This is a genomic window from Mesorhizobium sp. M1227 (genome assembly GCF_040318315.1).
GTDB lineage: Bacteria > Pseudomonadota > Alphaproteobacteria > Rhizobiales > Rhizobiaceae > Mesorhizobium.
Genome location: NZ_JAMYLZ010000015.1, coordinates 16,858 through 29,460, shown reverse-complemented (window position 1 = coordinate 29,460; position 12,603 = coordinate 16,858). Strand labels below are relative to the sequence as shown.

The 12,603-nt window shown below is 57.2% G+C and carries 11 protein-coding genes; all 11 read left to right on the top strand.

Translation table 11 applies throughout. From position 1 onward, the window contains the following. Nucleotides 1-63: 63 nt before the first annotated feature. The gene (locus tag NKH28_RS18560; RefSeq protein WP_352979950.1) at nucleotides 64-903 is read left to right on the top strand and encodes a class I SAM-dependent methyltransferase; all 840 of its coding nucleotides are present in this window, start codon (nucleotides 64-66) and stop codon (nucleotides 901-903) included. Then, nucleotides 818-1,882 carry an NAD-dependent epimerase/dehydratase family protein gene (locus tag NKH28_RS18555; RefSeq protein ID WP_352979948.1) on the top strand — a complete coding sequence of 355 codons (1,065 nt, stop codon included), beginning with the start codon at nucleotides 818-820 and terminating at the stop codon, nucleotides 1,880-1,882. Before NKH28_RS18560 ends, NKH28_RS18555 begins: the two co-directional genes overlap by 86 nt. Beyond that, on the top strand, nucleotides 1,879-3,054 hold the full coding sequence (locus tag NKH28_RS18550) for a glycosyltransferase family 4 protein (RefSeq protein ID WP_352979946.1): 1,176 nt from the start codon (nucleotides 1,879-1,881) through the stop codon (nucleotides 3,052-3,054). Before NKH28_RS18555 ends, NKH28_RS18550 begins: the two co-directional genes overlap by 4 nt. Before the next feature lie 800 nt (nucleotides 3,055-3,854). Next, nucleotides 3,855-4,331 (top strand): hypothetical protein, encoded by a 477-nt coding sequence (locus tag NKH28_RS18545; protein WP_352979944.1) that lies wholly within the window; start codon nucleotides 3,855-3,857, stop codon nucleotides 4,329-4,331. A 261-nt stretch (nucleotides 4,332-4,592) separates the two neighbouring features. Further along, a complete protein-coding gene (locus NKH28_RS18540) occupies nucleotides 4,593-4,754 on the top strand; it encodes a hypothetical protein (RefSeq protein ID WP_352979942.1) in 162 nt (53 codons plus the stop codon). 126 nt (nucleotides 4,755-4,880) lie between these two features. Then, entirely contained in the window at nucleotides 4,881-5,690 is an 810-nt protein-coding gene (locus NKH28_RS18535) for a tyrosine-protein phosphatase (protein WP_352979940.1), read from the top strand. After that, on the top strand, nucleotides 5,690-6,478 hold the full coding sequence (locus NKH28_RS18530) for a polysaccharide biosynthesis/export family protein (protein WP_352979938.1): 789 nt from the start codon (nucleotides 5,690-5,692) through the stop codon (nucleotides 6,476-6,478). The genes NKH28_RS18535 and NKH28_RS18530 overlap by 1 nt, the downstream gene beginning before the upstream one ends. A gap of 47 nt (nucleotides 6,479-6,525) precedes the next feature. After that, nucleotides 6,526-8,901 carry a GumC family protein gene (locus NKH28_RS18525; protein WP_352979937.1) on the top strand — a complete coding sequence of 792 codons (2,376 nt, stop codon included), beginning with the start codon at nucleotides 6,526-6,528 and terminating at the stop codon, nucleotides 8,899-8,901. Further along, on the top strand, nucleotides 8,864-10,042 hold the full coding sequence (locus NKH28_RS18520) for a tetratricopeptide repeat protein (RefSeq protein ID WP_352979935.1): 1,179 nt from the start codon (nucleotides 8,864-8,866) through the stop codon (nucleotides 10,040-10,042). Before NKH28_RS18525 ends, NKH28_RS18520 begins: the two co-directional genes overlap by 38 nt. Then, nucleotides 10,039-11,355 carry an O-antigen ligase family protein gene (locus NKH28_RS18515; protein ID WP_352979933.1) on the top strand — a complete coding sequence of 439 codons (1,317 nt, stop codon included), beginning with the start codon at nucleotides 10,039-10,041 and terminating at the stop codon, nucleotides 11,353-11,355. The genes NKH28_RS18520 and NKH28_RS18515 overlap by 4 nt, the downstream gene beginning before the upstream one ends. 341 nt (nucleotides 11,356-11,696) lie before the next feature. After that, nucleotides 11,697-12,602: a sulfate adenylyltransferase subunit CysD gene (gene cysD, locus NKH28_RS18510; protein ID WP_352979931.1), complete on the top strand. Its 906-nt coding sequence runs from the start codon at nucleotides 11,697-11,699 to the stop codon at nucleotides 12,600-12,602. Nucleotide 12,603: the final 1 nt, after the last annotated feature.

The window sequence follows — 12,603 nt, the reverse complement described above, 5'->3', positions numbered from 1 at the left end:
GTGATCAAGAACGCGCCACCTCACGCAGTTGTCGTCGGAAAGTCAGAGAGAAGGTTTCACTCGATGCCTGAAGCGGCCATGACTTGGGAAGACGCCGTGCGCTGGTGCATGGCCGAGCCTTCGATGAAGGAGCTCGCTCGCGCTGCCTATTTCGACGAGCCGGTCGTGGCCGCAAAGCGCTATCACGAAAGTGCAGAGTTCCAGGCGGTTCGCAGCATGATCCCGCGCGAGGCGGGCCGTGCCCTCGACCTCGGCGCTGGCAACGGTATCCTCTCCTATGCCCTGGCGCGCGAAGGCTGGTCGGTAACCGCCGTCGAGCCCGATCCCAGTGCACTTGTCGGTGCTGCTGCAATCCGGACGCTTGCTGAGAAGACAGGCACGAACATCGGTGTGATCGAGGCATTCGGCGAAGCTATTCCGTTGTCCGCCGCCGGCTATGATCTGGTCGTTGCCAGGCAAGTGCTTCATCATGCGCATGACCTACCGGCATTCTGCCGCGAAGTTGTGCGGCTCGCCCGCAAGGGCGCGACGTTCCTGTCGTTGCGCGACCATGTGATTTCCGGACCGAAACAACTGGAACCGTTTCTGCGCGCTCATCCGTTGCATCATCTCTACGGCGGGGAGAATGCCTTCACGCTGGCAGACTACCGCGCTGCTCTCGAAGGGGCAGGGCTGACGATCGATCGTGAAATGAACTCTTTCCAATCGGTTGTGAATTATGATCCGATGACAGCATCCGAAATTCGCGAGAGGCTCGCTGCGGCCTTCGGTCCCCTGTCGGGGCTCGCGCGCTTGACTTTGTCCCCGCTACCCTTCGGTGCCGTTGCCGGTGCTGCGGCACTGCTTGACCGTCGGCCCGGGCGGCTGGTGTCTTTCCTTTGCCATAAGCAAGGGAAGGGCTGATTTGGTGGCGCAGTTGAACGAGGCAAAGCCTGTCTGGGTAACTGGAGCCGGTGGCTTCATCGGCCTGTACCTGTCGCGATTTCTTGCCCAGCAGGGCCACGTTGTCCTTGGCTTCGGCCGAAGCAAAGCGTCTGGGTTCACCATCGCAACTGGCGGCGCTTTTTTTTCCGGCGGGGTGACCGCGGAAACAATGGGCGCTGCTCTAGCCGCATATGGTCGCCCGGCAGCCGTATATCACCTGGCAGGCGGCTCTACGGTAGGCCGGTCGATTGCCGAGCCGCTGAAGGACTTTGAACAAAGCGTCGGTTCCACGGCTTGTGTCCTCGATTTCCTGCGTCGCCACGCACCCGGGGTCTCCGTCGTTCTGGCATCCTCCGCTGCCGTTTATGGCGGCGGCCATTTCGGCCCGATCGGGGTCGACGCCGCGCTCGATCCCTATTCCCCTTATGGCTATCACAAGCGAATGGTGGAGGAACTCGGCCGGTCATACTGCGCGGCATACGGGCAGCCGGTCTCTGTGGCACGGCTTTTCTCTGTCTACGGCGAGGGACTGCGCAAGCAACTTCTCTGGGACCTCTGCGGCAGGCTCGCGGCAGGCGAAACCGACATTGTGCTTGGTGGCACCGGAGCGGAAATGCGGGATTGGCACCATGTCTCGGATGTCGTGCGATTGATCCATCGCGTCTTGCCCGCCAATGCAGCAAATTTCGCGGTCTATAATGGCGGTGCCGGCGCCGCCGCGTCCGTCAGCACGATTGCTGGGATGGTCTTGGAAGCCTGGGGCGGGAAGCATCGCCTCGCGTTTTCGGGAGAATCCCGGCCGGGCGACCCTGTCAATCTGATCTCGGATCCCTCCGGCGTCCCGGAGGGACTTCGGTTGCAGATGCCGCTCGGCAAGGGCATTGCGGGATATGTCGATTGGTATCGCGCCGAGGTTCTCGGCGAGCCGGTCGGCGATTTGCGACGCTTCGCGCCTTGATCACCGTCGGCTTCACGCTCATTGGCCGCGGGACGTGGTCCGGCGGCGAGTCCTATCTGCGCAATATGCTGAGCGTCATCGCCTCGGAGTTGGGCGGCAAGGTTCAGGCGAAGCTGTTTTTGACGCCCGAGCAGCATTCAACTGTTGGCGCGTCCTTTGATCATACGTTGGCTGCGCCTGCTATCGTTGATGAGCGGGTGATAAGCGCCGGGCTCGACAAGCGAGGGCTGATCGCACTCGCTGGCGGAAGCGATCGGGCTTTTGCCGATCTTATGGTCGCACACGCTGTCGATCTCGTATTTGAAGTCGCTCAGTGGTTAGGCAACCGATTTCCACTGCCGGTCATTTCGTGGATTCCAGATTTTCAGCACCGTCGCCTGCCGCATCTGTTTCCGCGTCGCGCCTGGTGGCGCAGAGATCTCGGGTTCCGTCTGCAGACGTCCGGCAACCGCACCATAATGCTCTCTAGCGAGGATGCGCTCGCCGATTGCGAAACATTCTACCCAGCCTCGCGCGGCAAAACTGCCGTGGTGCGCTTCGCCATCGATCTCGATCCAGGCGCCGTCATGGCGCGCACCGACGCGGCACGCCGGGCGCATGATCTGCCCGAGCGCTTCTTTTTCCTGCCCAACCAGTTTTGGATGCACAAGAATCACGGGCTGGTCGTCAACGCGTTGAGGCATATAGACCGACTTGGGGCGTTGGGCTCGTTGCCGCCGATAATCCTCACCGGGCGCACGACCGACCCGCGCGACCCGACCTTGTTCAAGCGTCTGATGGGCCTTGCGCAAACGTATCGGGTCGAGAGCCATTTTCGACACCTCGGATTGATCCCCTATGACGACGTCGTCGCCCTGATAGGTGCAACGGACTGTCTGATAAACCCGTCCCATTTCGAGGGGTGGTCGACCACCGTTGAAGAGGCGAAATCCCTGGGCGCGCCCATGTTGCTGTCCGACATACGGCTGCATCGCGAGCAGGCTCCGGACGCGCTCTTCTTCCCGCCGGACAACGCCGAAATCCTGGCGCGGCGTCTCCTTGAAATCGGGCAGCGCCCGACTGTTGTCCGCGACAGTGTCACCGTGCTGCAAGGCCGGCAACAGGTCCGCCGACGGGATTATGCGGCAGCACTCCTTGCCTTGTTTGAAAAGACCAAAACCGCCGCGCGTTAATTTTATTGAATCGGCAGTGGGAAATTGTCGATCGGGAAGATGGCCGTACTTGCGTTCATAGCGTTGGCGTTTGCGGGCGGCTTTCTTTTCATCGTCATCAACAAGGGAACGAATATTCGCGCACAGGCGCCGAAGCCGGTGGATGCCCCACATCGTTCGATGGCAAGCTTGACGTCTAATCAGTCGACGATCTGCGGGTCGCCGGCCGCAAGATCGTGCTGTGCGGTGTCGCATTTACCAAGCCCCAGTCAATGCGGGTCATGGTCACCGAGGCCATGCGCCGGGACTATCAAGGACTCGCATTGACATGCAAACCCGTGGGCTTAGGGACACCGTGCGACGGCAATGTCGCGCCAAATTTCGTGACGCCGTCGTCGTGCAGTGCCTCACCTCCGACGGCACGGATCTGGCTGCAAAGCTCGTCGAGGCAGGCATTCTGTGCGTGCAGCCTGCGCAGGCGGGGTCGACCTACAAGGCTTGCGCGCCAGGTTCGTAGTTCTTGCCTCGAATGGAAGAAGGCTGGACGGACGATGTCACGACATTGTCGATTGCAAGGGTTTGTGTAGTGTGTCTGAGCGACTGTAGCGGCAGATCGGTCCGCCGGTAGCCCGCTATTACCCGGCTGTAAAGATGGCTCGTTACGATATTCTGACGGTGTGTTCTACCAACCACACCGAAACCAAAAATTATCTCGCATTTGCGAAATGGGTTGGAATTGGCGCAGAAAGCTGTTACGCGCTTTTGAGTACCTTAGCGGTTGGGTGGGCCTCAGGTAACGTGGGTCAGAAGGATTGATGCGGATGAACCTAGTTTTGAAAAGTGCGTTGGCCGGAGTTGTTGCGTTGGCCGGCTTCGCCCCGGTGTCGTCTTTCGCGCAGGATGGGTCGTGCACCTGTGCAGCTGCCTATAACGGCGTAAATCCGATTGGATCGCTCGGCAGCGTCAATGGCGACGTGATGATCTCGCAGGTGGCTGGCTATGGCCCGGCGCAAGCGGGCGGCGCGCTTGATTTCGGCAGCCGTGTCGTGGTTGGCTCCAAGGGCTCGGCTTCGGTTCAGGTTGGTGGCTGCAATGTGAGCGTCCCGGCGAATTCGACGCTCGATATCTCGCGTGTCGAGAATAAGATCTGCCTCAATGTCTTGGGTTCTGAGAAGACCGCCCAGACGGGCAATACCAACAGCACCAACTACACGCCGGCCCTTATTTTTGGCGGCATGGCTCTTGGGGCTGGTGTTCTGGCTGCAACGGCGGACAAAGATCACGGCGTCAGCAATTGAGCTGGCTGTAGATAGCGGGATAATGGCAGCGGAGGCGCAGAGTGCTTCTGCTGCGCGCCTGTTGTTGCTGACACGAGTGCCTTGGGCTAAACGTTGGAGTAACGATCGGAGAGGCTTAGGCCCAAGGCGGCGTGCGGATGTCTGATGCCGGCGGATATGACGGCATGAGGGCCGGAGCGCCTGTCCATCCGGGCATTTGTACGCGACGGGGCCGAAACCTTCGGTTTTGCGGCGTGTAGGCGTGAATTGCAGGCTCGCATTGTGGCGACGATCAAAGTCGATTCAGTTGTAGGCGGCATGAGCGGAGCGCTGGATACGTTAGGCGTAAGACTTGGCCTTGCTCCAGTTCTGTTGGGCGGCGCTGATATCGGTGATGCGGTGGTGATCATCGGCCTGCATGATGACGACTCTGTCAGCCAGTAGCTGGAACCTGGCATTCATCCTATTGCATGAGCTTGACAAGCGCGTCGCTCGCAGCCCTGCGGGTGACGCATTTTCGGTTTTTCGCGATGACGCCGCCATGTTGCTTCGTTGTAGTCACAAACGCCCATGATCGATCTGCATTCCCATATCTTGCCTGGCCTCGACGACGGCTCGCCCAGCCTTGCCGAATCGCTGGAAATGGCTCGACTGGCGGTGGCCGACGGAACAACCCACATGGCGTGCACACCACACGTGACGCCCGGCGTATACGAAAATGGAACATCGAACATTGTTCGGGCGGTTCAAGAGTTACACCAGGCGCTGCGCGACGCCGCCATACCACTTGCTCTCTACGTCGGTGCAGACGTTCACATAGCGCCGGATCTTCCGGACCAATTGGCGGCGGGCAGCGTGCCGACCTTAAACAGGTCCCGCTATTTTCTGTTCGAACCGCCGCATCATGTTCTACCTCCACGAATGGAGGGTCTTGCTCTACGCCTGATAAATGCCGGCTTTGTCCCGATTCTTACTCATCCTGAGCGTTTGACCTGGATCAAAACGAATTATGACGTTATCGAGAGGTTAAATGCTGTCGGCTGCCTTATCCAGCTTACCGCAGATTCGATTATTGGTGCTTTTGGACGCACGGCGCTTTACTATTCGGAAAAGCTGATTGACGAAGGCAGGGTGGATATCATCGCATCGGATACCCATAGCGCTACGCGCCGGCGTCCTGGGCTTTCGCAGGCGGTTGCTGCTGCTGCCAAGCGGTGCGGGGAAGACGAGGCCCGCAACATGGTGTTGAAACGTCCAGGCGAAATATTGGCGAACCGGACCATCGAGGCGGTGGGAAAAGCGCGTCCGAAAAAGCCAAACACCGCCAACAGTGGCCGTTTTGGAGGATTTGGTCGCTTGTTCAAGGGCGGGACAGCGTGATGGGAATTTTTCGTTTCGCAAGAAACCATGTGGGCACTACATCCGTCGTGCTCGCTTCTTTAGCAATGTCGGCCTGCACGAGTACCTCGTCGACGACACCGTCTTCGTCGAGTTCGGTCGATGCGCTGCAATTGACGTCATCGTCGACGCCACTTGGGAGCGGTGGCGCTCTGCAGGTGGTAAAAGACCTGCCTGCGCCACAAAACACCCAGAACGGCAGCGAGCAGCCTTTGTCTCCGAACGATGTGCTCGAGGTGAATGTGTTCCAGGTCGATAATTTGAACAGAACCGTTCAAGTCGACGCCGGCGGACAAATTTCGCTTCCGCTTATCGGCACTGTCACCGCGGCAGGAAAAACCGTTCGCCAACTAGAGCAGGAAATCGAAACTGCCTACGGTTCCAATTATCTGCAGTCGCCCGACGTGACGGTTTTCGTAAAGGAATCGATTGGGCAACGCATAACCGTTGACGGAGAGGTCAACAAAGCCGGCATATATCCGGTGTCGAGCAATTCTTCGCTTCTGGACGCAATCGCTCTGGCAGGAAATTTCAGTCCGATAGGAGACGCAAAGAAGGTCTTCATCTACCGTAACATCGGCACGAATACGCTGGTCGCCAATTACAATGTGGAAGCCATTCGTGCCGGCAAGGCCCGTAACCCGCGCATCTACGGTGGCGACAAGGTCGTCGTCTTCGCGTCAAGCTCGAAGATAGCGGTGAACAATCTCAAGGACGCGCTCGGCATAGCCTCAAGTGCAGCCCGAATTGCCGTGGTTCCGGGGTTATAGGTCGCAGCCGAGCAGAATATACTCGAAATCTAGGAACACCTCGCGCCATGCTCGATCGCAACAGGCAGCAAATTGCAGGTCCAGGACATGGCCAGGCTTTGTCCGCCGACCTCTATTATGACGGTGGGCAAAACTACAGCCCTTATGGCCGAGACTATTCGGAGCAGGAACAGGGTTTCAATCCGCTCAAGCTGCTCTTCTACGTCGTCCAGTATAGGTGGCTGTTCGTCATGATGGTGGCAGCCGGGCTTGTTGCAGGCCTCATTGTTACGATGATGCAGACGCCAAAATACCAGGCAACGACGCAATTGGAAGTGCTGGTCCCCTCCGCCAAGGTCTTCCAGGACATCGAGGTCGTTTCTGAAAATGCGGATGTACGGGCCTTCCTGACCGCACGTGAGAAGCTCAAAAGCCGGGCATTGGCGCAGCGCGTTGTGTTCCAATTGGGCTTGAGCGAAAAACCGGACTTCCTTTTCCCTACGCCGAACTTCTCGCTCTCCAATATCTTCTATCGCGCCTTCGGAATCTCCAAGTCACCTTCCATCGAACAGAAGACGCCCGAAGAACGTGAAGAGATCGCGATAAAGCGCATTCTGAATGAACTCACGGTCAATCTGGTCACCAACACGAGTCTGCTGTCGATCACTTTCGCCGATCAGAACCCGAAATACGCAAGCGATGTCGCCAACCAGGTCGCGCAAAGCTTTATAGATCAGCGCCTCGACCAGACCAGCGAAACGTCCGACCTAGCGCGCCAGTTCATCCAGGAGCAAGTCTTGCAGGTGAAGCAAAAGCTTCAGAAATCGGAAGAGGAACTGGTAGCCTACGCCAAGGATGCCGGCATCACGGTAACCGGCGACGACAAATCCTTGATAGGCTCGAATATCGAGGCTCTGAACGAGGCACTTGCGAAAGCAATCCAGGACCGTCTCGATGCAGGACGGGCGGTGGACCAGATCGATAAAGGCCGCGGCTCGAGTCTCGGGCCGGTCTTGGAAAGCGAAGGCCTGCAGAAGCTGAGCGACAAGCTTGCGGACTTGACGAGCCAGTACCAACAGAAGCTGGGTATTTTGAAACCCGGCTTTCCTGAAATGCAGCAGCTTCAGGCGCAGATTAAAGAGTTGCAGCGGCTCTACAACAATGGCGTTCTGGCCATTACGGATTCGCTACGCTTGAAATATCAGGAGGCGCAGAACAAGGAAGCTGACCTCAAGAGCAAGCTTGCTGAAATGGAAAAGCAGCAGGTCGTGTTCAACGATAAGAATATCAAATACACGATCTTGAAGCGTGAGGTCGATTCGAACCGGTCGCAATACGACAGTCTTATTTCCAAGCTCAACGAAGTCGGCGTCAGCTCGGAATTGAAGACACAGAGTGCAGCCATCGTTGATTTTGCTGCGCTCCCAGATCGCCCATACTCTCCACGTCTCAGCATCAATCTTGCTATCGCGCTATTTCTTTTCGTTGTCCTGACCGCGACGATAATTTACATCATGGAGCTGTTGAACAACACCTTCACCAATCCCGAGCAGATCGAAAAGGAACTCGGGCTGCCGATGCTCGGCATATTGCCGCTCGTCGACGACCGCGAACTCATGGCCAGCATCACCGATCAGAAATCCGGGCTCTCTGAGGCTTACCGCTCGCTCCGAACGTCGTTGCAATTCTCCGGCGCCGAAGGAGCACCACGTTCATTGCTGGTGACAAGTTCCGAGCCCGCGGAGGGCAAGTCGACGACATCGTTCAAGCTCGGGCAGGACTTTGCGGCACTCGGTGCAAGGGTTCTCATTGTCGACGGAGACCTTCGGAAACCGAATCTTCATCGCCTGTTTGGTCTCGACAACACAATCGGCCTGAGCAATTTGCTGACGAACACTGTCCGCAAAGAGGACCTGGCGAGCATTTTCAGGGCAACGAAGTATCCAAACGTCACCGTTTTGACTTCTGGGACGATTCCCCCAAATCCCGCGGATCTGCTCTCGTCACCGAAGATGGCTCTGATCATTACCAATCTCGGGAAGCGGTTCGATGTTGTAATCATCGACGCGCCGCCGATCGTCGGCCTCTCGGACGCGCCCATCCTCAGCCGGCTTGCCGAGGGTACATTGATGGTCATCTCCACCAATCAGGTGACACGCAAGTCTGCAAAGGCGGCATTGAAGCGCATGCGAGCCGCCGGTGCCAACGTTGTTGGAGCCGCGATGTCAAAATTCGCGGTGAACAAGTTCGACTATAACTACGCCTACAAGTACATGAATTACCAATATTATAACTATGGCGCAGATACAGCGAAGATTGAGGGCAAAGTGGATGATGGAGCAGACCAGCCCGCTTATGCGAAATCTCCGGCGTTCAAGCGTTTGGTTCGTCGCCTCCGTTCTAGTATTGGCAGCTTCGTCGATCGGGCTAAGTCGGCTACTTGAAACGGAAACACCAGCCGTTTCTCTAGCGCTGGATCCGCTGAACGTCGATGCGCTGATAAGCGAGATTACCGATGATCTGAGCGATACGAATAGCACTCCGGATCTCGAGGGCTTGCTTGCTAAGGCCAAGGACGCGCTTCGTTTCAACTTGGCCGACGCACGCCTCTACAGCCTGATCGGCGAGATCAAATATCGACAAGGCGAGAAAGACGAAGCCTATGAGTTGTTCGACCAGGCTCGTAAGTTATCCAAAACGGAAATCCATGCGCTCCAGAGGTCTATTGGCCATTCGACGGAGACGAGTGATTTGTCGAAGGCCGTCGGCGAAATCGACATATTGCTGCGGCGGTGGCCAGACCAATTTCCGGCGATCGCCGATGGCCTGCCGGCGATCCTTTCGAATCCCGACGGATATCAGGCCATGCTGACGGCTATTACGGCGGAGACGCCTTGGAGACCCAGCCTCTTCGTTGCACTGGCCAATAATCCCAAGGGACTCGACTACGCAAACCGACTGCTGCTCGATCTGACTGGATCGAACGCGCGACCGAAATTGGGTGAGTTAGCCATTGTGATCAACGGTTACATCCGTCAAAGGGAATTTGAACAAGCATATCGGCTGTTTCTTTTCACCTTGTCTGACCAGGAGCGTAAGTTGGCCGGCTACGTCTTCAACAGCACATTCGAACCGATCCCCAGCGGCAGGCCGTTTGATTGGCAGGTCCATGATCAGTCCGGCCTGGAGGTGACGTTTGCGACATCCCAGGATGCGGTGGAGGGTGAGGGCGGGGCGACAGTCCGGTTCTTGAACACGCCGGTGAAGAATTCCGCTCTGCAGCAGTATATCGAGCTGCCTCCTGGATCCTATAGGATTTCTCTGGTTGCATCAGCGAGAAATCTCAAGCTTCCGAAGGAATTATTCTGGTCAATTAGATGTCCCGGCGGTGAAATCGCGCGCTTCAATATTCCCGAAGGCACATTCAATCGCCAGACCATGAGTCAAGATTTTTCGGTTGGTCCGGACACATGTCGAATGCAAGTGTTGAGGCTGGAGACTGCCGCCATTGCCGAGAGCTGGCGATTTCGATATGTCGGCACCTTGATAATGCACAAATTGAGCGTTGAGAGACTTCCATCTTGAACGACCGGCCGTCGGAATGGGATAAATATCTCCTCGGCACGGTCTTGTTTGTATCGCTGCTGATCGGCGGGGGTACAGCGAGCGGCCTTTACACAGACACTCTGATCGAGGTCACGGCAATTGTTTCGGCGGCGGCCGTCTTTTCGCAAACCCCCAGCCAAACAATCGCCCGGCCTGTTCTTTGGCTGCTGGTCTTCGCCGTGGCATTGATTGGTTTGCAAATCGTCCCATTGCCGGCAGCCATATTCAATGGGTTGCGGCCGGAGCTGTTGCTCGGACATCCCTGGGTTGGAGAAAGCCGATTTCGCTTCATCAGCGTTGGGGTCGGCCGCACGGTCGAATGCCTGCTTTATCTTCTGGCCGCTGCAGCGTTTTTTTTGGCCGCGTTGCGTTTGCGTGCCGAGCAGGTCAGCGCGCTTCTTCCATTCTTCTTCATGGGCGTCATCTGCAATGGATTGGCGGGAGCGATTCAATATTCGCTCTCAGACGACGTCGCTATCAAGGGACTGTTGCCTTTCACGATCAACGCCGGGCTTTTTGCGAACCGGAATCATTTTGCGGCTTTGCTCTTTGTCTCGATCCCCTTCGTCGTTTATCATGGTCTCTTCCGTGGGCGACTTTTGTCCGGGTCGCTTGGACTGGTCACACTTTTGCTGCTGCTTTTGGCAGCTGGTTCGCGTGCCGGTGTTGTGATCGGGTTGGCGATCACCGTATTGTCCGTGGTCTTTCTCTCAGCTCGCTCGAGGGTGAGCGGGTTCAGCGTTCTTCTGATTTTTGTCGGGCTTTCGATCTACACGATGGGCGCGTGGACGAAGATCGACGTGGAGGCAATCGATCCGGCGTTCGGGCGCGGAGAATTCGCCCGAACGACGATCAAGGGGATCGAGGACAATTGGTCGACCGGCGTCGGATTTGGGAATTTTCAAAATGCCTATCAAATATACGAAAGGGAGGGCATGATTTTCAGGCAATACGTCAATCATGCTCATAATGAATACCTTGAAATTACCTTCGAAGGGGGAATTCCTGCTATCCTGCTTATGGCAGGCTATTTCGTACTGCTTTTCGCTGCACTTGCCAGGGTTCGCCGTGACCCCCTTCAGAAGGCGGCATTCCTCTCTGTGTCTTTTCTTCTCATTCATTCGCTGGTCGATTATCCGCTGCGAACCGGGGCGCTGGCGATGACCTTTGCCTATATGAACGCCATCATCTTCCACAAAGGATTTGCCGAACGCTTGAGCCGCAAGAGCGAGATGATCGAGATCGATCACAACGGTGACAAGCTGTTTGTTCCCATCGGAACTTCGTCCTAGCGACCTCGTCGCCACGGCTGGCGCCGCCAGAACATGGCGGACCGCTGTGAGGCGAGCCGGCTCCTGGCTCTCGGGTTCCGAGGCTCAGGCAACATTTTCCTGCCACTACCAAGTGCAATCGTTCACTGAGCAGAAATTTCCCGATTTTGCCGGCCATACGGAAAATTCATTCCCGAACCATTCGGCCGCAAGCCTGTCTTGCATTGTTCTGGACCGCAACGATCTGCTAGAACGCCCGCACGAGAATAGATTGTCCGGAAGTGCAGTTTGAATCGGGCGGCTGAAGGTCGCCTCCGATGCAGCCCTTTCTGTGGATCGGTACGAAAGAACGCTCGCAGTCCATGAATATCGCACTTACGCACCTTCAGCGGCTTGAGGCTGAATCCATCCATATCTTTCGCGAGGTGGCCGCGGCCTTCGCCAAGCCGGTGATGCTCTATTCGGTCGGCAAGGATTCGTCCGTGCTCATGCACCTGGCGATGAAGGCATTCTATCCGGCCAAGCCGCCCTTTCCCTTTCTCCATGTCGACACGACCTGGAAATTCCGCGAGATGATCGCCTTTCGCGACCAGATGCAGCAAAAGCTCGGCTTCGACCTCCTGGTCCATGTCAATGAAGAGGGCGTGCGCGACAACATCAATCCGTTCGACCACGGCTCCAACACCCACACCCATGTAATGAAGACTGTTGCCCTGCGGCAGGCGCTCGACAAATACGGATTTGACGCAGCCTTCGGCGGTGCCCGTCGCGACGAGGAGAAGTCGCGCGCCAAGGAGCGCATCTTCTCGTTCCGCAACGCCCAGCACGTCTGGGATCCGAAGAACCAGCGGCCCGAGATGTGGAAGATTTTCAACACCCGCGTCGCTGCCGGTGAATCGATCAGGGTGTTCCCGTTGTCGAACTGGACCGAGCTCGACATCTGGCAGTACATTCTTCAGGAAGACATCCCGATCGTGCCCCTGTATCTGGCCAAGGAGCGGCCGGTCGTCGAGCGCGATGGCATGCTCATCCTGAGGGATGACGAGCGCATGCAGCTGCGGCCCGGCGAAACAGTGGAGAACCGGATGGTGCGCTTCCGCACGCTCGGCTGCTATCCGCTGACCGGCGCGATCGACTCGGAGGCCGACACTCTGGAGGCGATAGTCGGCGAAATGCTCACGGCGCGCACTTCCGAGCGGCAAGGTCGCCTGATCGACCGTGATGAAGCCGGCTCGATGGAAAAGAAGAAGCGCGAGGGGTATTTCTGAG

Excerpts from the sequence above, each read along its gene's own strand:
- NKH28_RS18560 (WP_352979950.1), top strand. The coding sequence starts at position 64 with ATGCCTGAAGCGGCCATGACTTGGGAAGACGCCGTGCGCTGGTGCATG.
- NKH28_RS18545 (WP_352979944.1), top strand. The coding sequence starts at position 3,855 with ATGAACCTAGTTTTGAAAAGTGCGTTGGCCGGAGTTGTTGCGTTGGCC.
- NKH28_RS18535 (WP_352979940.1), top strand. The coding sequence starts at position 4,881 with ATGATCGATCTGCATTCCCATATCTTGCCTGGCCTCGACGACGGCTCG.
- NKH28_RS18530 (WP_352979938.1), top strand. The coding sequence starts at position 5,690 with ATGGGAATTTTTCGTTTCGCAAGAAACCATGTGGGCACTACATCCGTC.
- NKH28_RS18525 (WP_352979937.1), top strand. The coding sequence starts at position 6,526 with ATGCTCGATCGCAACAGGCAGCAAATTGCAGGTCCAGGACATGGCCAG.
- cysD (WP_352979931.1), top strand. The coding sequence starts at position 11,697 with ATGAATATCGCACTTACGCACCTTCAGCGGCTTGAGGCTGAATCCATC.